The organism is Rhodococcus sp. GXMU-t2271, from assembly GCF_041414735.1.
Lineage (GTDB): Bacteria > Actinomycetota > Actinomycetes > Mycobacteriales > Mycobacteriaceae > Rhodococcus > Rhodococcus indonesiensis.
Window position 1 is genome coordinate 71,936 of sequence record NZ_JAUIZP010000009.1, and the last position, 21,520, is coordinate 93,455.

Consider the following 21,520-nt stretch of genomic DNA (forward strand, 5'->3'; position numbering starts at 1 on the left):
TCGCCACTGGGTACGGTGACGCCGTGGCACGGGTTCTGGGGTACCTGCTGGTGGCGCTGCTCGCCGCGGCCGGTCTGCTGTGGCCGCTGCTCGCCGGGCTCGACACCGGCGAGGCGTCCGAGGCGTCGGATCCGGCGCGGATCACGAACTACAGCGTCGACTACGCCGTCGACGCCGACGGCGGGCTCACCGCCACCGAAACCGTCACGGTCGCCTTCCCGGCCGACCGGCACGGCATCTTCCGGTACTGGGACGTCACCACGGGCGCCGACCCGCACGTGCGCCACATCCCCGAGATCGTCTCCGTCGAACGCGACGGCGCGCCCGAGCCGTACGAGACGAGCTGGGAGCAGGGCCGCCGATTCGTCGTCGCGAAGATCGGGAACCCCGACGTGTACCTGGAGCCGGGCACCCACACCTATCGCATCGAGTACACGACCGACGGGGTCCTCGACCCGCCGGGCGCGGCTTCCGGCACGTTCGACACGGCCGCCGGAACGGCGGCGCCGGTCGGATCGGTCTTCCACTGGAGCGTGGTCCCCGGCGGGTGGGAGATGGCCGTCGACCGGGCGGACATCACGGTGCGGCTGCCCGCGCCGTCGGGCGTGGTCGAATGTGCGGCGCCGGGCGCGACCTGCGTCCTCGGCGGGGCCGGCACCGACACCGTGTCCGTCGACGTGACCGGGCTCGCACCCCGCACCGCGGTGAACGTGCGCATCGGGCTCGGGCTCGACGCTCCGGCCCGGAGCACGGTGCCCTGGTCGGTCGCCTGGGACCCGATCGTCGGACGGTCGCCGCCGATCGTGGCGCTGGTCGCGGGGCTGAGCCTGCTCGCGTTCGGGGTCGCCGCGCGATGGGCCTGGACGGCGCGCGAACCCGAGCCGGGGTTGCCGGTGCTGTACGCGCCGCCCGACGGTTTCGGGCCGGTGCAGACCGTCTACCTCGCCTCCGAACGCCCCGGACCTGCACCGCTCGCGGCCACGTTGCTGTACGCCGCCGAGGAGGGGCTGGTCGAATTGCGCCCCGGCGGGACCGGCAAGAAGTCCGAGGTGTGGGAGGTCCGGGGTATCGCCTCCGCGGACACGTGGGCGGCGACCGATCCGGTGACCCGGGCGGTCGGCGACGCGCTGCAGATCTCGTACCCGGGGGCGGTGCTGCGGGCCGACGGCTCGAAGTCGGCGGGGGAACGGCTGTCGAAGGCGACGACGGAGCTGGCGTCGCAGTGCCGGATCTGGGCCCGCAACGAGGGCCTGGTGGCCCCGTCCACGCGCGAGCGCCTCGGCAAGGCGGCGGTGGTGCTGGCGCTGGTGCTCGCGGTGGTCGGGTTCGCCGTGCCGGTCTGGCCGAGCATGTGGGGCCTGCCGGCGGCGGCGTTCGTATTCGGCGGATGGGAACTGCTGCGCCCGGAGGCCGGGACCCGGCGCACCGCGAAGGGCCGCGAGATGTGGTCGCGCGCCGGCGGGTTCCGGCGCATGCTCGTGACACCGTCGAGCGAGGACCGCTACCGGTTCTCGGCGGAACAGGACCTCTACACCCGCTACATTCCGCACGCGGTCGCCTTCGGCGTGGCCGAGAAGTGGGCGGAGAAGTACCGCACCGTCACCGGGACGGAGCCGCCGGTGCCGGCGTGGTACCCGTATCCGGTCGGAGTGCACGGATTCGCCTCCGGGGCCGGAGGATTCGACAGTTTCGAGTCGGCCCTGTCGTCGTCGATCAGTGCGTACACCGCGTCCCAGTCCTCGTCGTCGGGCGGCGGCGGTGGCGGCGGTGGTGGTGGCGGGGGCGGCGGCTCCTGGTGACCGAGTGGTGAACGAGACACCGGCGCGCCCGCACCGGTGCCGGGCAGCGGAAGGAGGGCGGTCCCATGGTGACCGCAGTCGTGATCGTCGTCGTGCTGGTGGTGGTGCTCGTTGCCGTGTTCGTGGTCGGGTTCAACCGGCTGCGCCGCGCCGACGTCCTGGCCCAGGAGGCCCTGGGCGGCATCGACGTGCAACTGAGCCGGCGCGCCGACCTGGTGCCGAATCTCGTGTCGACGGTGCGGGGTTACGCGGCGCACGAGAAGAGCGTGTTCGAGGAGGTCACCGCCGCACGCACCGCCGCGTCGCGGGCCGCCTCCGGTGGCACGGTGGCGGAGAAGGCGCAGGCCGACGCGCGTCTCGAGAAGGCGGTGTTCGACGTGCTCGCCGTCGCCGAGAACTACCCGGACCTGAAGGCCTCGGCCAACTTCCTGGACCTGCAGCGTCAGCTGGGTGAGACCGAGGACCAGCTCGCCTTCGCCCGCCAGTACTACAACGACGCCGCAGGCCGGCTCAACACGTCGCTGAAGACCATCCCGTGGATGTTCTTCGCGGGCCCGGCGGGGGTGCGCGAGCGCGAGTTCTACACCGCCCCGGCGGGCACGGAACTGCCGCCGACCGTGTCGTTCTGACCGACCTGATCGACCCGGCGCGCCCCGGCGCATCCGCGCGCCCTACCGTTGACTGGTGAGCAGCACCGCATCGCGACCCGACGCCGGCATCCTGTTCGGACTCGGCGCCTACCTGACGTGGGGAATGTTCCCCGCGTTCTTCGGCCTGCTCGAGCCCGCCGGAGCCGTGGAGATCCTCGCGCACCGGGTGCTGTGGACGCTGCTGGCGATGCTGCTGCTGCTCGCCGTCCTCGGCCGGATGGGTTCGCTGCGGGGGCTGGGGGTGCGGGTGTGGGTGCTGGTCGCGGCGGCGTCCGCGGCCATCGCCGTCAACTGGGGCACCTACATCTACGGCGTGGTCTCGGGCCGGGTGGTCGAGACCGCGCTGGGCTACTTCGTCAACCCGCTGGTCAGCGTGCTGTTCGGGGTGCTGTTCTTCCGGGAGCGGCTGCGCCGCGCCCAGATCGCGGCGCTGCTCCTGGCGACCGCCGCGGTGGCGGTGATCACCGTGGATTACGGGCGGCCGCCGATCATCGCGCTCACCCTCGCCTTCTCGTTCGCCCTGTACGGGGTGATCAAGAAGGTCGTGCCGCTCGACCCGCGCACCTCGCTGACGGGGGAGGGCGTCGTCGCCGTGCCCTTCGCGGCGGGCTACCTGATCTTCCTCGCCGTCACCGGCACCGGTACGTTCCTCGGTCACGGCGCCGGGCACTCGCTGCTGCTCGTGTCGGCCGGGCTCGTCACGGCACTGCCGCTGCTGCTGTTCGGCGCGGCCGCCCAGCGGGTTCCCCTGGTGACCCTCGGCATGCTGCAGTACCTGACCCCGAGCCTGCAGATGGCGTGGGGTGTGCTGGTCCTGCACGAGGACATGCCCGCCTCCCGCTGGATCGGGTTCGGGCTGATCTGGATCGCGCTCGCGATCTTCACCGCCGACGCCGTGGCCCGGGGTCGCCGGGCTCGCGGGACGCTCGAGCCGGTCCCCTCGAGTGCACCGCAGTAACACCGGTCACGACACGCCGTCCGGGCCGGTGTGGCGGTCCGATCCCGTCGCCGCGGGGGCCTACACTCGGGGTGCTCACAGACCTTCCGGGAGAGGCACGCGTGGCTGACTCGTTCGTTCATCTGCACAACCACACCGAGTATTCGATGCTCGACGGAGCCGCAAAGGTCGGTCCCCTGTTCAAGGAAGCCGAGCGGCTGGGGATGACGGCGGTCGGGATGACCGACCACGGGAACATGTACGGCGCCAGCGAGTTCTACAACGTCGCCGAGAAGCAGGGCATCAAGCCGATCATCGGTATCGAGGCCTACATCGCGCCCGAGTCGCGGTTCAGCACCAAGCGCGTGCAGTGGGGCGATCCGAGCCAGAAGTCCGACGACGTCTCCGGCTCGGGCTCGTACACGCACATGACGATGGTCGCCGAGAACGCCACCGGGCTGCGCAATCTGTTCAAGCTGTCGTCGCTCGCGTCGATCGAGGGACAGCTCGGCAAGTGGGCCCGCATGGACGAGGATCTCATCGCCCACCACGCCGAGGGCATCATCGCCACCACCGGCTGCCCGTCCGGGGAGATCCAGACCAGGCTGCGGCTGGGCCACGAGCGTGAGGCGCTCGAGGCGGCCGCGAAGTGGCAGGAAATCTGGGGCAAGGACAACTTCTTCCTCGAACTCATGGACCACGGCCTGTCCATCGAGCGACGGGTCCGTGAGGGCCTGCTCGAGATCGGCCGCAAGCTCGACATCCCGCCGCTGGCGACCAACGACTGCCACTACGTCACCAAGGACGCCGCCGAGAACCACGAGGCCCTGCTGTGCATCCAGACCGGCAAGACGCTCTCGGATCCGACCCGCTTCAAGTTCGACGGTGACGGCTACTACCTCAAATCCGCCGCGGAGATGCGGGCACTGTGGGACGGCGAGGTGCCCGGCGCGTGCGACAACACGCTGCTGATCGCCGAGCGGGTCCAGTCCTACAAGGAGGTGTGGACGCACCGGGACCGGATGCCGATCTTCCCCGTCCCCGAGGGACACACGCAGGCGACGTGGCTGCGCGAGGAGGTTCTGCGCGGGCTCGACCGGCGATTCCCGGACGGCGTGCCGCAGGAGTACCTCACCCGCGCCGAGTACGAGATCGGCGTCATCAACGAGATGGGCTTCCCGGCCTACTTCCTCGTCGTCGGCGACCTGATCAGCCACGCTCGCGAGGTCGGCATCCGCGTCGGCCCCGGCCGCGGTTCGGCCGCGGGCTCCCTCGTCGCCTACGCGATGGGCATCACGAACATCGACCCGATCCCGCACGGTCTGCTGTTCGAGCGGTTCCTCAACCCCGAGCGCGTGTCCATGCCCGATATCGACATCGATTTCGACGACCGCCGCCGCGGTGAGATGGTGCGTTACGCCACCGAACGGTGGGGGGCCGACCGTGTCGCCCAGGTGATCACGTTCGGCACCATCAAGACCAAGGCCGCGATCAAGGACTCGGCCCGCGTGCAGTTCGGCCAGCCCGGATTCGCCATCGCCGATCAGATCACCAAGGCGCTGCCGCCGCCGATCATGGCCAAGGACATCCCGGTCTCGGGCATCACCGACCCGAACCACGAGCGGTACAAGGAGGCCGCCGAGGTCCGGGCGCTGATCGAGTCCAACCCTGACGTGAAGAAGATCTACGACACCGCGCTGGGCCTCGAGGGCCTGATCCGCAACGCGGGCGTGCACGCGTGCGCGGTGATCATGTCGTCCGAGCCGCTGATGGATGCCATCCCGCTGTGGAAGCGGGCGCAGGACGGCGCGATCATCACCGGTTGGGACTACCCGTCGTGCGAGGCCATCGGCCTGCTGAAGATGGACTTCCTCGGTCTGCGCAACCTCACCGTCATCGGCGACGCGATCGAGAACATCAAGAACAACCGCGGCATCGACCTCGACCTGGACACGCTGCCGCTCGAGGATCCACCCACGTACGAACTGCTGGCCCGCGGCGACACCCTGGGCGTGTTCCAGCTCGACGGCAGCGCGATGCGGGATCTGCTGCGCCGCATGCAGCCGACGGGGTTCGAGGACATCGTCGCCGTGCTCGCGCTGTACCGGCCCGGACCGATGGGCATGAACGCCCACAACGACTACGCCGACCGCAAGAACGGGCGGCAAGAGGTCAAGCCGATCCACCCCGAGCTCGAGGAACCGCTGAAGGACATCCTCGCCGACACCTACGGTCTGATCGTCTACCAGGAGCAGATCATGCAGATCGCTCAGAAGGTGGCCGGTTACTCCCTCGGACGAGCCGACATCCTGCGGCGCGCGATGGGCAAGAAGAAGGCCGAGGTCCTCGCCGCCGAGTTCGAGGGCTTCGAGGAGGGCATGCTCGCCAACGGCTTCTCCAAGCCGGCGATCAAGGCACTGTGGGACACGATCCTGCCCTTCGCCGGGTACGCATTCAACAAGTCGCATGCCGCCGGGTACGGCCTGGTCTCCTTCTGGACGGCCTACCTCAAGGCCAACTACCCGGCCGAGTACATGGCTGGCCTGCTCACGTCGGTCGGCGACGACAAGGACAAGGCCGCGGTCTACCTGTCGGACTGCCGCAAGATGGGGATCACGGTGCTGCCGCCGGACGTCAACGAGTCGCGGGTGGACTTCGCGTCGGTGGGGGAGGACATCCGCTTCGGCCTCGGCGCGGTGCGCAACGTGGGCTCCAACGTCGTCGCGTCCATCATCCGCGCGCGGGAGGAGAAGGGCCGGTTCACCGACTTCTCCGACTACCTCAACAAGATCGACGCGCTCGCGTGCTCGAAGAAGGTCACCGAGTCGCTCATCAAGGCCGGCGGTTTCGACTCGCTCGGCCATCCCCGCAAGGGCCTGATGCTGGTGCACGCCGACGCGATCGACGCGGTGATGGGCACCAAGAAGGCCGAGGCGATCGGGCAGTTCGACCTGTTCGGCGGCGCGGACGCCGACGAGTCGGTGGCCTCGGTGTTCAACGTGAAGATCCCCGAGGAGGAGTGGGACACCAAGCACAAGCTCGCCCTCGAGCGGGAGATGCTGGGCCTGTACGTGTCCGGGCATCCGCTCAACGGCGTCGAGCACGTCCTCGCCCAGCAGGCGGACACCGCGATCCCGACCATCCTCGAGGGCGCGATCAAGGACGGCGCCCAGGTCACCGTGGGCGGCATCCTGGCCTCGGTGAACCGCCGCATCAACAAGAACGGCCTGACGTGGGCGTCGGCCCAGCTCGAGGACCTCGCCGGCGGGATCGAGGTGCTGTTCTTCCCGCAGTCCTACTCCGTGTACGGCATGGACGTCGTCGAGGACTCCGTGGTGTTGGTCAAGGCCCGGGTGTCGGTCCGTGACGACCGGATCTCGTTGATCGCCAACGATCTCGCCGTACCCGACCTGTCTCAGGTGGGGGTGGCCAAGCCGCTGTCGGTGTCGATGCCCACCCGGTTGTGCACGCCCGACAAGGTGGGTGCGCTCAAGAGCGTGCTCACCCGCCACCCGGGTACCTCGGATGTGCACGTGCGGTTGGTTTCCGGCAGCAAGGTGACCGTGCTGAAGGTGGACGACAGCCTGCGGGTGGAGCCGTCGTCGGCGCTGATGGGTGATCTCAAGGCCCTGCTCGGACCGGCCTGCCTGGCGATCTGACCCGCGCCGGGGACGGTGCGGTCAGGGCTCGCGGCGGTAGTGCAGCAGGCGGGCCCACCACACGACGGTGGCGGTGCCGGCGGCGGCGAGCACGGCGGTCTGCGCGTCGGCGGTGATCGCGAACAGCGTCAGCAGCACCAGGACGGCCGCGACGAGCGCCTCGAGCTTGTACAGCGGCCATGCGGTTCCGGCGACGTCGACGGACGCGGGCCGGCGGCGGACGCGAGTGGGCGAATCCGTCGTCGTCATCTCGACCTCCGTGCGCCTCGGGGAATCCGTTCACCAGGCTACTCGCAGACATGTGTTCGGGCCACCGAACTTTGCTCGTCGGGTGGTGACGTCCGACTCGGAGGGACGGATCCGCCGGGTCCGCTGCGGCCCCGTGCGCGGCGGTGTTGACTTGGGGCCATGCCTCTCACCGGAGAATACGAACCGAGTCCGTCCCAGTGGGCCGCCGACCAGGTGGCGCTGTACGAGAGTTCCGGCGGCACCGAGGGTACGACCCTGAACGGCCGCCCGGTGGTCGTGCTGACCAGCCGCGGAGCGAAGAGCGGCAAGCTGCGTAAGACCCCGCTGATGCGGGTCGAGCACGACGGCGTCTACGCGGTGGTCGCCTCGCTCGGTGGTGCCCCGAAGCATCCGGTCTGGTACTTCAACGTCCTGGCGGATCCGCACGTCGAACTGCGTGACGGGCCGACGGTCCGGGACATGACCGCCCGCGAGGTCCACGGCGAGGAGAAGGACCTGTGGTGGCGGCGGGCGGTCGAGGCGTTCCCCGACTACGCCGAGTACCAGAAGAAGACGGATCGGGAGATCCCGGTCTTCGTCCTGGAACCCCGGTAGCGCGCGGGATCCGGGGGCGGGGGGCGCGGGCGCAGTGGCGAAACCCGCGTTGGGGGTTCCGGGTGGGTAGTGGCAGCATGGACAGGTGACCACGACTTCGCGAACCGCTGATCCGATGCACCTGCCCGCCCTGAGCGTGGCCGACATCGATGCCGCGGCGGAGCGAATTTCCGCGGTCGTCGCTCCCACACCCCTCGAGTACAGCGAGCGGCTCTCCGCCCTCACCGGAGCGAACGTCTACCTCAAGCGCGAGGATCTCACCCGCGTGCGCTCCTACAAGCTGCGCGGCGCCTACAACGTCATGGCGCAGCTCTCTCCGGCGGAACGCGAGGCGGGTGTGGTGACGGCCAGCGCCGGCAATCACGCGCAGGGCGTGGCCTACTCGTGCCGGGCGATGGGGGTGCGGGGCCGGATCTACGTGCCCACCCGGACCCCGAAGCAGAAGCGGGACCGGATCCGTGCGCACGGCGGGGCGTTCGTCGAGCTCATCCCGACGGGTGACACCTTCGACGCGGCCGCGGCGGCCGCGGCGGACGATGTCGCGCGTACCGGCGCGACGATGGTCGCGCCGTTCGACGACGCCCGCACCGCGGCGGGTCAGGGCACCATCGCCCGGGAGATGCTCGACCAGCTACCGGCGGCGCCGGACGTGGTGCTGGTTCCGGTCGGCGGTGGTGGCTGCCTGGCCGGCATCGCGGCGTACCTGCACGAGAAGTCGCCGCACACCTCGATCGTCGGGGTGGAGCCGGCCGGGGCGGCGTCGATGACCGCTGCCCTCGTCGCGGGCGGACCGGTGACCCTCCCGGAGGTGGATCCGTTCGTCGACGGTGCCGCCGTGAAACGGGTCGGCGACGTGCCGTACGCCGTCGTCTCCCGGCTCGGCCCCGAGATCGTCTCCCATGCGAACCTGCCGCTGGTCGCGGCGCTGCGCAACGACGGACTGGGTACCGGGCCGTTCGGGATGACCCAGGTCGACGAGGGCGCCGTGTGCACGGCGATGCTCGACCTGTATCAGAACGAGGGCATCATCGCCGAGCCCGCGGGGGCCCTGTCCGTCGCCGCGCTCGAGGGGATGACCGTCGCGCCGGGTGCGACGGTGGTGTGCCTGATCTCGGGGGGCAACAACGATGTCTCCCGCTACGGGGAGGTCATCGAGCGCTCGCTGGTGCACCGCGGTCTCAAGCACTACTTCCTGGTGGACTTCCCTCAGGAACCGGGGGCGCTGCGGCGGTTCCTCGACGAGGTGCTCGGGCCCGACGACGACATCACCCTGTTCGAGTACGTCAAGCGCAACAACCGGGAGTTCGGTGCGGCGCTGGTCGGCATCGAACTCGGCACGGCCGACGGTCTGACGTCGCTGCTGGCGCGGATGGACGTCTCGCCGATCGAGGCGCAGCGGCTCGAGCCAGGTTCGCCGGCCTACCGCTACCTGACCTGAGCCGCACGGGATCCCGGCGGGGGAGTGCCTTCCCCCCGCCGAGGTCCGCGGCGGCCGCTCAGCGCCAGGGAGCGCAGACCAGCCAGGGGCCGAACCACCAGCACGGAGCGGGTGGACCCCACCAGTTCCGTTCCCAGCCGCGATCGTGGTCACGGCGGTCGTGGCGGTCGCGGCGGTCCCAGTCGTTGCGGCGGTCCCAGTCGTTGCGGTGATCGGTCTGCTGCCAGGTGATCCCGATCGGAGCGGGGGCGTCGGTGGGCGCCGCGGCCGCGACTCCGGCCGGGGCGAGGGTGAGGGTGGCGGCGAGGAGGGCGCCGACGGTGGCAGTCCGGAGTTTCATGGCGATACACCCCGAGAAGCGTGTGTGTGCAGGAAGATTCCCCGACTGCTCTTGACCGTACTCGCGCCGGTCGGCGATAATCAAGGGTTTTTCGTCCCCAGGAGCCGGGCGACGACCCGCCGGTGCAGTTCCGGGTCGGGCTTGGGCAGACCGAGCATCGCGCCCAGGTAGATGCCGTCGCCGACGAGGCGCACGATCTCGGCGGTGACCGGGTCGTCGATCTCCGCGCGCAGCCCCTCGTCCCACGACCGCAGCACCTCGACGACCGCCCGGTGCACGTCGTCGTGCCGGCCGTCGGCGCTGCGCAGCGCGGCCACCGTGGACCGGAACAGGTCCATCTCCGCCGAGTCCCCGGTCTCGTCCGGGTCGGCCAGGTACCACTCCGCGACCGGGGTACCGCCGGCGACGGCGTCGGCGAGCCGGGCGTCGCCGCGTTCGCCGAGGCGCCGCACCATGGCGGCGAGCATCGCCTCCTTGGTCGGGAAATGGTACAGCAGACCACCTTTCGACACCCCGGCAGCCGCCGCGACGCCCTCGAGCGTCACCTGGGCCACCCCCACGTCGACGAGGGTGCGTTCGAGGGCGTCGAGGATCCGGTCGCGTGTGTCGGAGGCCATGGCCCGATCCTACCGTCCGTCTTTGTACCGTCCGGACGGTTGGTGCTACCGTATTGGTGTACCGGCTGGACGGTTCAGTGTGGAGGAACGAAGGATGACGAACACCGGGCAGATACCGCCGGTTTCCCCGGCGAACGCGGGCACCGAGCGTGCGCCGGCCGGTGCACGCACCTGGGCGGGCCTGGTGGTTCTCGCAGGCGCCGTGCTGCTGATCGCGGTCGACGCGACCGTTCTCGACCTCGCCCTGCCCTTCCTCAGCGCCGATCTGGCCCCGAGCGGGGTCCAGCTGCTGTGGATCATCGACGTGTACTCGTTCGCCGTGGCCGGTCTGCTGGTGACGATGGGTGTGCTCGGCGACCGGGTCGGCCGACGCCGGCTCCTGCTGGTCGGTGCCGTCGGGTTCGCCGCGGCCTCGGTCCTCGCGGCGTGGGCGCCGAGCCCCGAGCTGCTGATCGTGGCGCGGGCACTGCAGGGCGTCTCGGGCGCCACCCTCATGCCGGCCACCCTCGGACTCATCCGGCACATGTTCACCGATCCGCGCGAGCGGACCGTCGCCATCGGCGTGTGGGGCGCGATGGCCGGCGGCGGGGCCGCCGCCGGCCCGCTCGTCGGCGGCTGGCTGCTCGAGCACTTCTGGTGGGGGTCGGTGTTTCTGATCAACCTTCCGATCATGGCGGTCCTCGTGGTCGCCGCACCGTTCCTCGTCCCGGAATCACGGGATCCGCACCCGGGCCGCTTCGACCTGCCGGGGGCCGCCCTGTCCCTGCTGGCCGTGGTGCCGATCGTCTACGCGGTCAAGGAAACCGCGCTGCACGGCCCCCACAGTGCGGCGCTGGTCGCACTCGGCGGTGGCCTGACGGCGGCCGTCGCGTTCGTCTACCGCCAGCGGATCGCGACGGATCCGCTGCTCGACCTCACGCTGTTCCGGCGCCGGGAGTTCTCGGCCGCCGTCGCGACCAATCTACTGTCGATCTTCGCCCTCGCCGGGGTGCTGTTCTTCGGTTCCCAGTACCTGCAGCTGGTCCTCGGAGTCGGACCGCTGGAGGCGGGTCTGCTGATGCTCCCCGGCACCGCGACCAGCGCCCTGTCCGCACTCGGTGCGGCCTGGCTCGTGCGGCGCCTGCCGGTGGGGACCGTCCTGTCGGGTGCCCTGGCCGTCGCGGCCGTGGGCGCCGCCGTGCTGCTGGCGCTGGACACCGAGCACGGAGCCGGCGTGTTCGTCGCCGGTTTCGTCCTCATCGGCGTGGGCGTCGGCATCGCGCTGACGCTCACCACCGACCTGGTCGTCGGGGCCGCCCCGGCGGACCGGGCCGGCGCCGCGTCCGCGGTGTCGGAGACGGCGTACGAGCTCGGTATCGCCCTCGGTGTCGCGGTCCTCGGCAGCGTCGTCACCGCCGTCTACCGGTCCCGGCTCGGTGTCCCGGGTGCGGGCCACGAGTTCGACACCCTCGGCGGCGCGGTCGCCGCGGCCGGCCGCCTTCCGGCGGCCGAGGCGGAGATCCTACTCGAGTCGGCGCGGTCCGCGTTCGTCGCGGGCACCCACGGTGCCGCGGCCGCCACGGCGGTGATTCTGGCGGCCACTGCCCTGCTCACCCTGCGGATGCTGCGCCCGCGCTGACCCCCGGCGGTGCGAGGGCGGCGTCGAGAACGACGAACGAGTGCCCGGGCACGAGGGTTGCGGACCCGGTCCGGTTGACCACCACCGGCTCCCACCACACCAGGGGAGCCCCGCCGAAGGGCACGGTGACCGGGTCGGGTCCGAGGTTGCACGCCACCCGCAGGCTGCCGCGGTGCAGCACGATCCAGCGCTCGTCCTCGTCGTAGTCGACGTGCAGGTGCTCGAGCCACGGATCGGTCAGCTCGGCGCGTTCGCGACGCAGCGCCAGGAGCTGCCGGTAGCACTCGAGCACCCGGGCACGGGCCGGTTCGGTCCGCTCGGCCCAGTTCAGCGTCGACCGCCGGAACGTCTCCGGGTCCTGCGGGTCGGGGACGTCCTGGGCGTCCCACCCGTGCTCGGCGAACTCGCGCCGACGTCCCTCGGCGGTGGCCCGGGCCAACTCGGGTTCCGGGTGGGAGGTGAAGTACTGGAACGGTGAGCTCGCGTCCCACTCCTCGCCCATGAACAACATGGGGGTGAACGGGGAGGTCAGCACCAGCGCGGCCTTGACGGCCAGCTGACCGGGGTCGAGGTAGTGACCGGGCCGGTCGCCGACCGCCCGGTTGCCGACCTGGTCGTGGGTGCACGTGTAGGCCAGCAGGGAGCTCGCCGGGATGCGTCCGGCGTCGAGCGGCCGCCCGTGGGTGCGCCCGCGGAAGCTCGAATAGGTGCCGGCGTGGAAGAACCCGTGCCGCAGGGTGCGGGCGAGGCAGTCGAGCGAACCGAAATCGCCGTAGTAGCCCTGTCGTTCACCGGAGACGGCGGCGTGCACGGCGTGGTGGATGTCGTCGTCCCACTGCGCCTGCAGGCCGTAACCGCCGGCGGCGCGGGGCGAGATCATCTTCGGATCGTTCAGATCGCTCTCCGCGATCAGGCTGAGCGGACGGCCCAGATGCGCCGACATCCGGTACGTCGCGACGGCCAGCTCCTCGAGCAGGTGCACGGCGGTGTGGTCGACGAGAGCGTGCACCGCGTCCAGGCGCAGTCCGTCGATGTGGAACTCCCGCATCCAGCGCAGGGCGTTGTCGAGGATGTAGCGGCGCACCTCGCCGGAGTCCGGGCCGTCGAGGTTGACCGAGGCGCCCCACGTGCCCTGCCCACCGGACAGGTACGGCCCGTAGCGGTCCAGGTAGTTTCCGGACGGTCCGAGATGGTTGTACACCACGTCCAGGATCACCCCGAGGCCGCGGGCGTGGGCGGCGTCGACGAAGCGTTGCAGGCCGTCCGGGCCGCCGTAGGGCTCGTGCACCGCGTACCAGAGCACACCGTCGTAGCCCCACCCGCGGGTGCCGTTGAAGGCGTTGACCGGCATCAGTTCGACCAGGTCGATGCCGAGCTCGACGAGGTCGTCGAGCCGGGCGACGGCGGCATCGAAGGTGCCTTCGTCGGTGAAGGTCCCCACGTGCAGCTCGTACACCACCCCGCCGGCGAGTTGCCGGCCCGTCCACGACGTGTCGGTCCAGGCGTGCTCGTCGACCGAGTGCAGCTGGGACAATCCGTGCACCCCGTCCGGTTGCCGCGGAGAGCGCGGGTCCGGCAACACGGTCTCGTCCTCGTCGAGGAGAAAGCCGTACCGAGCGCCGGGGGAGGCGTCGACCTCGGCGCGCCACCACCCGCGGTCGTCCCGGCGCATGGGGTGGACGGTGCCGTCGACATGGAGCCGGACGGATTGCGGGGTCGGAGCCCAGACCTCGAAGGTGTGCACCCGAACAGCATGCCCGGTCGCCGCTGCCGCTGCAGACCTCCAGAATCGGCTGCAGTTCCGATGCAACCGATGCTGATAAGCTGAGATCGATGTCCCAGCATGCCAAGAGGGCCTACAGTTCGCCGCTGCGTGAGGAGGCTGCGCGCCGGACGCGCGCGACGATCGTCGACGCCGCCGCCCGGCTCTTCGTCGACCGCGGATACGTCAGCACCACGGTCAGGCAGATCGCGGAGACGGCCGGGGTGGCGGTGCGCACGGTCTTCACGGCGTTCCCCGGCGGCAAGTCCGAACTGTTCCGGGAGGCGCTCGACGCCGCGGTCACGGGTGGGTCCGCGGCCGACGACGAGCCCGGGTCGGGCCGGGAGCCACGCCCGGGACGCGGAGCCTCCGGAACCGCGGGCTCGGACGCCGAACGCATCGTCGAGCAGGTCGTCCGCTACGGCGCCGACCTGCTCGAGCGGGCCGGCGGGCTGCTGATGACCTCGGTCGAGTCCTCGGGCGCGGACCCGGACATGCGCCGGTTCGCCGACGAGGACGCGCGCGCGACCGCGGACAACGCGCGCACCATCGCGGAGGGGCTGCGCCGGCACGGATTGCTGCGCGACGACGTGAGTGTCGAGCACGCGGCGCACGTGTTCTACACGCTGGGTTCTCCGCAGGTGCATGCGCTGCTGCGCCGCGACTGCGGCTGGGACGTGGACGAATACCGGGCGTGGCTCACGGCGACACTGCGGGCGACGCTGCTGCGTTGAGCGCGGCCGCGGGACCGGCGGCCCGCACCGCCTTCGGGGTGGTCCCGAAACGGGCTCGGAAGGCCGTGCCGAACGCACCGAGCGAACCGAATCCGGACGCGAAGGCAATTCCCCCCACGGACACCGCGTTCCAGCGCGGGTCCTCGAGTCGGCTGCGGGCGCGGTCCAGTCGGCGGTTGCGGAGCAGCTCGGCAGGGGTGGTGCCGGCCGCTCGCAACGCGAGCTGCAGTTGGCGCAGCGACCAGCCCAGGTCGCGTGCCATCGACGCCGGGGTCAGGTCCGGGTCGTCCGAACGTTCGTCGACGTAGGCATGGGCCGCCGCGGCGACCGCTTGCAGGCCACCGGGCCGGATGTGACCGTGGGTGTCGGTCAGGGCGAGGGACACGAGCTCGATCACCCGGGCACTGATCGCGACGAAGGCGGGACCGGACAACGACGTGCGTTCGCGGGCCAGCGCCCGTGTCATGGTCCCCGCCACCGCCCCGACGCCGCGGCGCAGGTCGAGCACACTCGGCCCGTCGGCGACCGCCCGGTCGGGCAGGCAGCCCTCGGGGACGGTGAGCACCCACGCGCGGGCCCGGGCGCGATGGACCAGCTCGAACGGGCGGGCCATCGACACCAGGGCCGCGTGCCCGACGGGCACCGGCAGTGCGTGCCCGTCGTGGGTGACGGTGAGCGCGCCGGATTTCGGCACGAACAGGCGCATGCTCCGGTCGTCGTCCCCGCGGACGTGCCGGGCGGTCCGCGCGTAGGTGATGCGATCGGACCAGAACTCGACGAGCTGGTGACCGCCGCAGCGCTGCACGTGTGTGGCTCCGGCGAAGCCGGCCGGCGAACGCTCGTCCGGGTGGGGGAACGAATAGTCCAGGGTGCCGTGGTTGAACCGCACGTGGTCGGTCCAGAACTCGGCGCGGTCGCGCGCCGGCACCCGGCCCGTCGTCGTGAACTGCACCTCGTACTCCGCTGCCACCGTGACCTCCTCGTCGGGTCGTGCGCGCGCCGGACAGTGCTCTGCGCGGATCGGCGAGTGCCGCGTCCAGCCCGCTCCCTACGCTCGTCGGCAGTGTAGTGACGAACGCCACAGCCGGAGCGCGGTGGCTCCGATCCAGGAGGTTTCTCATGCAGCGAGCAAAGGTCAACGGGACGGAACTCGCCTACGTCGACGCCGGTCCACGCGAGGGGGTGCCGATCGTGTTCAGCCATTCGCTCTTCTTCGATCACACGATGTTCGACGCGCTCGCGGAGAAGTTCACCGCCGACGGGTACCGGGTCGTCGCCTACGACCATCGCGGGCAGGGCGAGAGCGCCCCGGCACCGCGGGAGGAACTCGCGGTCGACGTCCTCGCCGAGGACGCCGCGGCCCTGATCGAGCATCTCGATCTGGCCCCGTGTCACGTCGTCGGCAATTCGCTCGGCGGGTTCGTCGCGCTGCGGCTCGCCGCGCGCCGCCCCGAACTGCTCCGCACGGCTGCCGCACTCGGTTCGTCGGCGGAGGAGGAATACAAGCTCGCCGAGTTCGCTCCGCTGGTCGACCATCTCACCGAGCACGGCACGGCCGACGTCGTCGACACGGTCATGTACATCATGTTCGGCGATTCGAGCCTCGCGCAGGAGAGTTCGATGACGAGCACCTGGCGCGCCGCGATCGCCCGGCTCGAACCCCGCATCGGCGACGCCGCCCACGGCGTCATCCATCGCGGGCGGATCGTCGAGGAGCTGGCCGGGTGCCGCGTGCCGGTCCTGGCCGTCGCCGGGAGCGAGGACCACGCGTACCCGCCGCCGATCTCGTCGGTGAACATCGCCGACGCCGCGGGTGGCCGGCACGTCACCGTCGACGCCGCGGGGCACTCCGTGGCACTCGAACAGCCCGAGGCGGTCGCCGAGCACCTCGAGAAGCACTTCGCCGCGGCGGGGTAGGGCCGATCCGCGGGTCGGCGGGGCGGGGCCACCGCCCGGCGACCCGAACCGTGCAGGGGGCGGCCGGAGCTCGCGCACAGCATCAGGGCGTCGAGCAGGAGCGAGCAGGATGCCCGGGCACGAATTCATGCGAGACGGAAGAGAGAAATTATCCGAACCGGACTCTTACGTTCCGTGACGCACCGACCCCGCGCCGCGCAGCCACGCCGACCTCAGCCGGTGCGATGTGCCCGGTGCCGACACAAAGACGTCGACACCACCCGTCACGGCGCCGGAGGGCGTGTTTCGGACCGCCGCGCGGCGGATACCCGGGGCCGACAGGTTCCACCGTCCGCGCTCGGGGTGCGGACGGCGATCGTCGCCGGCTCGCCGGGTCGGTGACGGTGCGCCGGAGATGACTCTGCCGAGAAGGGGTTCCATGAGCCACGCCAGCTTTGCGTCCCGGGTCGGCGCGGCACGCGAGAGGATGTTCGATCTCGTGCTGGAGATCGCGGCGATCGTCGAGGCCGCCCACGCCCTCGATCGGGCTTCCCTGCCCCTCGCCGACGAGATCGCAGTGAGCGGACTGATCGATGCCCTCACCGACGTGAGCCGGCACTTCGACGCGGCGGCGGAACCGTTCGGCGAGGCGGTGTGGTTCTCGCGTCATCTGCCGGGGCCGTTCCGCTGACGGCCCGTGGATTGCGCCGCCGGAATCCGGGTATCCCGTCGGAGCCGAGACGCCGCGCTCGGCTCTGTTTCCGTACTGCAGACACCAGGAGCGCACTTGAGCACCCAGGACCCCGGACCCCGACCCGAAGATGCGCCCGGCCTCGAGGCCGGCGGGGGCGTGCAGCCCGGAGACACCCCACCCGACGCCGGACAGACCTCCGGCCTGTCGCATCCCCAACCCAACCCGAGCCGGGTGATGCCCGTCTTCGCGATCGTGCTCATCGCGCTGATCGTGCTCGGCGTGGCCGCGTTCTTCGTGGCACGCGCGTTCGCCCTGTTCGACTGAGACACCGAACGACTGAGACACCGAACGCCTGAGACACCGACCGGTCGGCGCCCGGTCGGACTCGTCAGGGTCGTCCGAGCGCCTCGACGTAGTACCAGCGGCCGCCCTCGCGGACGAACCGACTGTGCTCGTGCAGCACGTCCTCGTGACCGCCGAAGCAGTAGTGGGCACGGAACTCGACCGTCCCCTCCGAGTGCAGGAACCCGCCGCTCGTGTGCAGCACCTCGAGCCCGGTCCACCGCTGCGCCGGATCGAGATCCAGTCGCGCCGGGCGGGTGCCGGGGTGCCACGTGCGACGCAGGTAGCCGTCGTCACCGACCACGAAGGCGGTGTACCGCGACCGCATCAGCTGCTCGGGCGTCGGCGCGTCCCCGCCCGCGAGGAACGGTCCGCAGCATTCGCCGAACGGAAGACCCCGACCGCACGGACACGGGGCGGACGATCCGGGCCGGGGGTAGCGCGCGCGTCGAGTCACCGGCACATTATCGCCGTCGCCGGGAACCGGACGGTCGTGGCACGATCGACACCCGGGACGCGCGCGGTCGGAGGAACGGTGAACCATGGTCGATTCTGCCGCCACACCTTCGCGGGGGCAGGGCAGCCCCGGCACCGCGCTGCGTCACAGCTTCGCGGCCGTCCCGGTGGCCCGGCCGCACGACACCGCCGCCGACGTGCTCGACCGGATGCGAGAACACAGCTTCGACAGCGCCGCCGTCGTCGCCGTGCTCATCGGTGAGACGCTCGCCGGTCTCGTCACGATCGAACGGCTGCTGGCGGCCCCCGGCGCCGCCCGGATGAACGACCTGATGGATCCGGATCCGCCGGTGGTGCATCCGGATACCGCGCAGGAACGCGCCGCATGGAAGGCGGTGCAGCACGGCGAACCGGGCCTGGCCGTCGTGGACGGCCACGGCCGGTTCCGCGGCCTCATCGCGCCGCAGCAACTGCTCGCCGTGCTGCTGCACGAGCACGATCAGGACATGGCCCGGCTCGGCGGCTTCGTGCACTCGGTGGACGCGGCGCGCGCCTCGAGCGTCGAGGGAATCCGTCGTCGGCTCTGGCACCGGCTGCCGTGGCTCGTCGTCGGTCTGATCGGGGCCATGGTCTCGGCCCGTCTGATGCAGGTGTTCGAGGCCGAACTCGACGCCGACCTCGCCGTCGCGTACTTCGTGCCGGGAATCGTGTATCTGGCGGACGCGGTGGGGACGCAGACCGAGGCACTGGTCATCCGCGGGTTCTCGGTGGGGGTGGGGATCCGCCGGATCGTGCGCCGCGAGGTGCTGACCGGACTGTCGGTGGGGGCGCTGCTCGGGGCGACCATGCTGCCGGCCGTGCTGCTCATGACAGGGAACCGGGATCTCGCGGTCGCCGTCGCGTCGGCCGTGCTGGCCGCGAGCACCATCGCGACGACTGTGGCGATGGTGCTGCCGTGGGCGCTGCAACGGCTGGGCAAGGACCCGGCGTTCGGGTCCGGCCCGCTCGCCACGGTGATCCAGGACCTGCTCTCGATCGTCATCTACTTCGTGGCCGTGACGCTTCTCCTCGGCTGAGGGTGGGGCGATCCCCACCCCAGGGTTCCTTGGGGCGCACGGTGATCCCCGGTCACGATGAGACCACCGACCCACAACGCCATGGAGGCCCCGTGACCGCAACCTCGGAGAGGTTCACCACGAGCCACACCGACCCGGATCGCGTGTTCGACGAGATCGACCGGGTCGATGCCGAGATCGTCGCCGCGATCCGGTACCGGACCGGGCTTGCTCACCACGCCGGCCGACTGCGCCGCGCCGGACACGGAACGGTGTCGGTGCACGGGCGTCGCGAGATGGCGGTGCTCACACGTTTCACCGCGGTCCTGGGCCGGGACGGCGCGGCGCTGGCCGCGACGCTGCTGCGGTTGGGGCGCGACCCTCTTGCCGACATTGCGACCTGCGGGCAGGATTGAGTCCGCCCCCGGAGGTTGTGATGAGCGTCGTCACCGAATCGCGTCTGACATACGTCGACAAGCAGGGGCGGCAGCATCGATTCGAGCTGTCGCCGGGCTCGCCGCGCGTCACCATCGGCCGTGCCCCGACGTCGGATGTGGCCTTCACCGGCGACAACGAGGTCTCCCGCCTGCACGCCGTCGTGGAGTGGATCGGCACCCATTGGACCATCCTCGACGACGGGCTCTCCCGCAACGGCACGTTCCTCAACGGGGAACGCATCGCGGGCCGCCGGCGCCTGCGGGAGGGCGACAGCATCCGGATCGGCTCGATCCGCCTGACCTTCCAGGAGATCGGCGCGGGGCCGGACGAGGCGACCCGTGTCGCGTCGGAGCTGCCGACGGTGCGATCGCTCACGCAGACACAACGCGGCATCCTGGTCGCGCTGTGCCGGCCGTACAAGCACGGCGCCGCCTTCGCCACCCCGGCATCCAACCAGGACATCGCCTCCGAACTGTTCTTGAGCGTCGACGCGGTGAAGACACACCTGCGGGCGCTGTTCGCGAAGTTCGGCGTCGAGGACCTGCCCCAGAACCAGAAGCGGGTCCGGCTCGCCGAGCTCGCACTGCACAGCGGCGTCATCACCGAACGCGACCTCTGAGCGTCGGCTCACCCGACCCGCTGCAGCAACCCACCGAGTGCCCTCGCGACCTCCGCGGGCCGGTCGGTGATCACCGAATGCCCCGCGCCGTCGACCCGCACCAGCTCGGCGCGCGGCAGCCGCTCCGCCAGACCCGCCGACAGCTCGAACGGGGTCCACTCGTCTGCCGAGCCGCACAGCACGACCGCGGGGACCGCGGCGAGCACCGCCAACGCGGCGGACTCGTCGAGCACCGCGAACGATCGCAGGAACGCCGCCATCGTCACCACCGGTGTGTCGTTCGCGAGCACCGCCAGCAGAGCCGCCCACCGGGAGCCGGAGGCGCGGCGCTGCGACGTCCGCCGCAGCGGCCGCACCGCCCGTCCGCCCAGGTGCAGCGCGCGCTGCACGGCGCCGGGCGCGTGCCGCACCGCCCGGTGGAACAACGCGACCGCGGGACTGTCGAGGTAGCGTCCGAGCCCCGACCGCCCGAGATCACCGGCGGCGGTGCCGATCAGGCAGACCCCGGCGACGCGGGTGCCGATCTCGTGCGGATGCTGACGGGCGTAGGACAGGATCGTCATGCCGCCCATCGAGTGGCCGACCAGCACCACCGGGCCGGCAGAGACCGCGCGCAGCACCGCCGCGAGATCACGCCCGAGCTGCTCGACGGTGTACGTCTCCGGCCCGGCGGTGCCGGACGCGCCGTGCCCACGGTGGTCGAAGAACACCATCCGCAGCGTGGCCCCGTACCGCCGGATCAACGAATCCCGAAGCGGGGTCCAGGTTTCCGTGCGGCCGCAGTGTCCGTGGACGAACACGGCGGTGAGCGACGCACCGGCCGCGCCGAGCTCGTGGACCGCGAGCGGCACGCCGTCGTCGGCGATCACCGTGTGGCGGCGCACGAGACGCTCGGTGCGGAGGGTGGACATGCGGACAAGGATCCGCGGGACGCCGGTGCCGGCGCGAGCAGCCCCGGTGGTGGGGGATTTCACCTCAGGGGGCCACTTCTGCACCCTGGGTGGTGGACAATCTCGGCATGGATGCGCAGCGGTATGTCGGCGTGGTCGGGCCCGCGGAAGCCACGGCCGAACAACGCCGGATCGCCCGTCAGGTCGGCGGGCTGCTCGCGGCGCGGCGCGCCGTCGTCGTGACCGGGGGACTGGGCGGGGTGATGGCCGCGGCCTCGCGCGGGGCCGCCGAGGCCGGCGGCACCACCCTCGGCCTGCTGCCCGGCGACGACCGCGCGGAAGCCAACCCGTACCTGACCGTGTCGATCCCGACCGGGCTCGGCGAGATGCGCAACGCCCTGCTGGTCCGCACCTGCGAGGCGCTGGTCGCGGTGGGCGGCAGTTGGGGCACGCTCAGCGAGATCGCGCTCGCCGTCCGGACCGGGGTCCCGGTGATCTCGATCGGGGGGTGGCCGCTGCCCGCCGCCGGGGTGCTCGCCGTCACCTCCGCCGGGGACGCCGTCGAAGCCATCCACGACCTGTTGTGGCGGCGAGACCCGACCGCAGGCTGGACCGGCTGAGAAGTTCTCGCACCCGAGGGTGATGCCCGACCACCCCTGCGGGTGCCACCCCCACCGCTGGGGTCGGTATCTGCACGGCGGGGTTCGGACGACCGTGGAAGCAGCACAGTCCA

Annotated in this window: 22 protein-coding genes; 15 read left to right on the plus strand and 7 right to left on the minus strand. The window is 71.2% G+C overall.

Annotated features, from left to right (window positions below; translation table 11 throughout):
• The first annotated feature begins 23 nt into the window (after nt 1-23).
• The 4 genes from QYS60_RS04565 to dnaE all read left to right on the plus strand — a co-directional run bounded on the left by QYS60_RS04565 (nt 24) and on the right by dnaE (nt 7,045).
• On the plus strand, nt 24-1,799 hold the full coding sequence (locus tag QYS60_RS04565) for a DUF2207 domain-containing protein (protein ID WP_371382539.1): 1,776 nt from the start codon (nt 24-26) through the stop codon (nt 1,797-1,799).
• A gap of 65 nt (nt 1,800-1,864) precedes the next feature.
• The gene (locus tag QYS60_RS04570; RefSeq protein ID WP_003938233.1) at nt 1,865-2,428 is read left to right on the plus strand and encodes a LemA family protein; all 564 of its coding nucleotides are present in this window, start codon (nt 1,865-1,867) and stop codon (nt 2,426-2,428) included.
• A 55-nt stretch (nt 2,429-2,483) separates the two neighbouring features.
• Nucleotides 2,484-3,407: an EamA family transporter RarD gene (gene rarD, locus QYS60_RS04575; protein WP_371382540.1), complete on the plus strand. Its 924-nt coding sequence runs from the start codon at nt 2,484-2,486 to the stop codon at nt 3,405-3,407.
• A gap of 101 nt (nt 3,408-3,508) precedes the next feature.
• Entirely contained in the window at nt 3,509-7,045 is a 3,537-nt protein-coding gene (gene dnaE / locus QYS60_RS04580; protein ID WP_289382376.1) for a DNA polymerase III subunit alpha, read from the plus strand.
• Between the two features lie 21 nt (nt 7,046-7,066).
• On the opposite strand, the gene QYS60_RS04585 is transcribed toward dnaE, so the two are convergent.
• Nucleotides 7,067-7,294 carry a hypothetical protein gene (locus QYS60_RS04585; RefSeq protein ID WP_003938236.1) on the minus strand — a complete coding sequence of 76 codons (228 nt, stop codon included), beginning with the start codon at nt 7,292-7,294 and terminating at the stop codon, nt 7,067-7,069.
• A gap of 159 nt (nt 7,295-7,453) precedes the next feature.
• On the opposite strand from QYS60_RS04585, the gene QYS60_RS04590 reads away from it, so the two are divergent.
• On the plus strand, nt 7,454-7,888 hold the full coding sequence (locus QYS60_RS04590; protein WP_289382375.1) for a nitroreductase family deazaflavin-dependent oxidoreductase: 435 nt from the start codon (nt 7,454-7,456) through the stop codon (nt 7,886-7,888).
• 115 nt (nt 7,889-8,003) lie between these two features.
• Entirely contained in the window at nt 8,004-9,326 is a 1,323-nt protein-coding gene (gene ilvA / locus QYS60_RS04595; protein WP_289380566.1) for a threonine ammonia-lyase IlvA, read from the plus strand.
• 58 nt (nt 9,327-9,384) lie between these two features.
• On the opposite strand, the gene QYS60_RS04600 is transcribed toward ilvA, so the two are convergent.
• Nucleotides 9,385-9,666, minus strand: a complete 282-nt coding sequence (locus QYS60_RS04600; RefSeq protein ID WP_003938239.1) for a hypothetical protein — start codon at nt 9,664-9,666, stop codon at nt 9,385-9,387.
• A gap of 80 nt (nt 9,667-9,746) precedes the next feature.
• Entirely contained in the window at nt 9,747-10,283 is a 537-nt protein-coding gene (locus QYS60_RS04605; RefSeq protein WP_003938240.1) for a TetR/AcrR family transcriptional regulator, read from the minus strand.
• A 94-nt stretch (nt 10,284-10,377) separates the two neighbouring features.
• On the opposite strand from QYS60_RS04605, the gene QYS60_RS04610 reads away from it, so the two are divergent.
• Entirely contained in the window at nt 10,378-11,901 is a 1,524-nt protein-coding gene (locus tag QYS60_RS04610) for an MFS transporter (RefSeq protein WP_371382541.1), read from the plus strand.
• Here QYS60_RS04610 and treZ read toward each other — a convergent pair.
• Complete coding sequence (treZ, locus tag QYS60_RS04615) at nt 11,873-13,645, minus strand: malto-oligosyltrehalose trehalohydrolase (RefSeq protein WP_371382542.1); 1,773 nt, start codon at nt 13,643-13,645, stop codon at nt 11,873-11,875. The two genes, QYS60_RS04610 and treZ, sit on opposite strands and share 29 nt — an antisense overlap.
• Before the next feature lie 89 nt (nt 13,646-13,734).
• Between treZ and QYS60_RS04620 the strand changes: the two genes are divergently transcribed.
• The gene (locus QYS60_RS04620) at nt 13,735-14,397 is read left to right on the plus strand and encodes a TetR/AcrR family transcriptional regulator (protein ID WP_003938243.1); all 663 of its coding nucleotides are present in this window, start codon (nt 13,735-13,737) and stop codon (nt 14,395-14,397) included.
• On the opposite strand, the gene QYS60_RS04625 is transcribed toward QYS60_RS04620, so the two are convergent.
• Nucleotides 14,363-15,367, minus strand: coding sequence for an AraC family transcriptional regulator (locus QYS60_RS04625; RefSeq protein WP_289380551.1), 1,005 nt, complete (start codon nt 15,365-15,367; stop codon nt 14,363-14,365). The two genes, QYS60_RS04620 and QYS60_RS04625, sit on opposite strands and share 35 nt — an antisense overlap.
• 149 nt (nt 15,368-15,516) lie before the next feature.
• Between QYS60_RS04625 and QYS60_RS04630 the strand changes: the two genes are divergently transcribed.
• The 3 genes from QYS60_RS04630 to QYS60_RS04640 all read left to right on the plus strand — a co-directional run bounded on the left by QYS60_RS04630 (nt 15,517) and on the right by QYS60_RS04640 (nt 17,311).
• Entirely contained in the window at nt 15,517-16,314 is a 798-nt protein-coding gene (locus tag QYS60_RS04630) for an alpha/beta fold hydrolase (protein WP_003938245.1), read from the plus strand.
• A gap of 418 nt (nt 16,315-16,732) precedes the next feature.
• Nucleotides 16,733-16,984, plus strand: a complete 252-nt coding sequence (locus QYS60_RS04635) for a hypothetical protein (RefSeq protein WP_289380552.1) — start codon at nt 16,733-16,735, stop codon at nt 16,982-16,984.
• Nucleotides 16,985-17,080: 96 nt separating this feature from the next.
• Nucleotides 17,081-17,311, plus strand: a complete 231-nt coding sequence (locus QYS60_RS04640) for a DUF6480 family protein (RefSeq protein WP_371382543.1) — start codon at nt 17,081-17,083, stop codon at nt 17,309-17,311.
• A 64-nt stretch (nt 17,312-17,375) separates the two neighbouring features.
• Here QYS60_RS04640 and QYS60_RS04645 read toward each other — a convergent pair whose 3' ends face one another.
• Nucleotides 17,376-17,786: a YchJ family protein gene (locus QYS60_RS04645; protein WP_081005337.1), complete on the minus strand. Its 411-nt coding sequence runs from the start codon at nt 17,784-17,786 to the stop codon at nt 17,376-17,378.
• A gap of 85 nt (nt 17,787-17,871) precedes the next feature.
• Here QYS60_RS04645 and QYS60_RS04650 point away from each other — a divergent pair, with 85 nt between their 5' ends.
• The 3 genes from QYS60_RS04650 to QYS60_RS04660 all read left to right on the plus strand — a co-directional run bounded on the left by QYS60_RS04650 (nt 17,872) and on the right by QYS60_RS04660 (nt 19,897).
• Nucleotides 17,872-18,861 carry a magnesium transporter gene (locus QYS60_RS04650; RefSeq protein WP_003938249.1) on the plus strand — a complete coding sequence of 330 codons (990 nt, stop codon included), beginning with the start codon at nt 17,872-17,874 and terminating at the stop codon, nt 18,859-18,861.
• Nucleotides 18,862-18,953: 92 nt separating this feature from the next.
• A complete protein-coding gene (locus QYS60_RS04655) occupies nt 18,954-19,256 on the plus strand; it encodes a chorismate mutase (protein ID WP_003938250.1) in 303 nt (100 codons plus the stop codon).
• A gap of 20 nt (nt 19,257-19,276) precedes the next feature.
• A complete protein-coding gene (locus tag QYS60_RS04660) occupies nt 19,277-19,897 on the plus strand; it encodes an FHA domain-containing protein (protein WP_040783537.1) in 621 nt (206 codons plus the stop codon).
• Between the two features lie 8 nt (nt 19,898-19,905).
• Here QYS60_RS04660 and QYS60_RS04665 read toward each other — a convergent pair whose 3' ends face one another.
• Complete coding sequence (locus tag QYS60_RS04665; RefSeq protein WP_371382544.1) at nt 19,906-20,808, minus strand: alpha/beta fold hydrolase; 903 nt, start codon at nt 20,806-20,808, stop codon at nt 19,906-19,908.
• 107 nt (nt 20,809-20,915) lie between these two features.
• On the opposite strand from QYS60_RS04665, the gene QYS60_RS04670 reads away from it, so the two are divergent.
• Nucleotides 20,916-21,407, plus strand: a complete 492-nt coding sequence (locus tag QYS60_RS04670) for a TIGR00725 family protein (protein WP_289380562.1) — start codon at nt 20,916-20,918, stop codon at nt 21,405-21,407.
• The last annotated feature ends 113 nt before the right edge of the window (nt 21,408-21,520 follow it).

What these genes read in the sequence shown, in the direction of transcription:
- QYS60_RS04620 (WP_003938243.1), top strand. Translation starts at nt 13,735, where the DNA reads ATGTCCCAGCATGCCAAGAGGGCCTACAGTTCGCCGCTGCGTGAGGAG.
- ilvA (WP_289380566.1), top strand. Translation starts at nt 8,004, where the DNA reads ATGCACCTGCCCGCCCTGAGCGTGGCCGACATCGATGCCGCGGCGGAG.
- QYS60_RS04605 (WP_003938240.1), bottom strand. Translation starts at nt 10,283, where the DNA reads ATGGCCTCCGACACACGCGACCGGATCCTCGACGCCCTCGAACGCACC.
- QYS60_RS04635 (WP_289380552.1), top strand. Translation starts at nt 16,733, where the DNA reads ATGAGCCACGCCAGCTTTGCGTCCCGGGTCGGCGCGGCACGCGAGAGG.
- QYS60_RS04585 (WP_003938236.1), bottom strand. Translation starts at nt 7,294, where the DNA reads ATGACGACGACGGATTCGCCCACTCGCGTCCGCCGCCGGCCCGCGTCC.
- QYS60_RS04590 (WP_289382375.1), top strand. Translation starts at nt 7,454, where the DNA reads ATGCCTCTCACCGGAGAATACGAACCGAGTCCGTCCCAGTGGGCCGCC.
- QYS60_RS04610 (WP_371382541.1), top strand. Translation starts at nt 10,378, where the DNA reads ATGACGAACACCGGGCAGATACCGCCGGTTTCCCCGGCGAACGCGGGC.
- QYS60_RS04660 (WP_040783537.1), top strand. Translation starts at nt 19,277, where the DNA reads ATGAGCGTCGTCACCGAATCGCGTCTGACATACGTCGACAAGCAGGGG.
- QYS60_RS04665 (WP_371382544.1), bottom strand. Translation starts at nt 20,808, where the DNA reads ATGTCCACCCTCCGCACCGAGCGTCTCGTGCGCCGCCACACGGTGATC.
- QYS60_RS04630 (WP_003938245.1), top strand. Translation starts at nt 15,517, where the DNA reads ATGCAGCGAGCAAAGGTCAACGGGACGGAACTCGCCTACGTCGACGCC.
- QYS60_RS04570 (WP_003938233.1), top strand. Translation starts at nt 1,865, where the DNA reads ATGGTGACCGCAGTCGTGATCGTCGTCGTGCTGGTGGTGGTGCTCGTT.
- QYS60_RS04650 (WP_003938249.1), top strand. Translation starts at nt 17,872, where the DNA reads ATGGTCGATTCTGCCGCCACACCTTCGCGGGGGCAGGGCAGCCCCGGC.
- QYS60_RS04670 (WP_289380562.1), top strand. Translation starts at nt 20,916, where the DNA reads ATGGATGCGCAGCGGTATGTCGGCGTGGTCGGGCCCGCGGAAGCCACG.
- QYS60_RS04600 (WP_003938239.1), bottom strand. Translation starts at nt 9,666, where the DNA reads ATGAAACTCCGGACTGCCACCGTCGGCGCCCTCCTCGCCGCCACCCTC.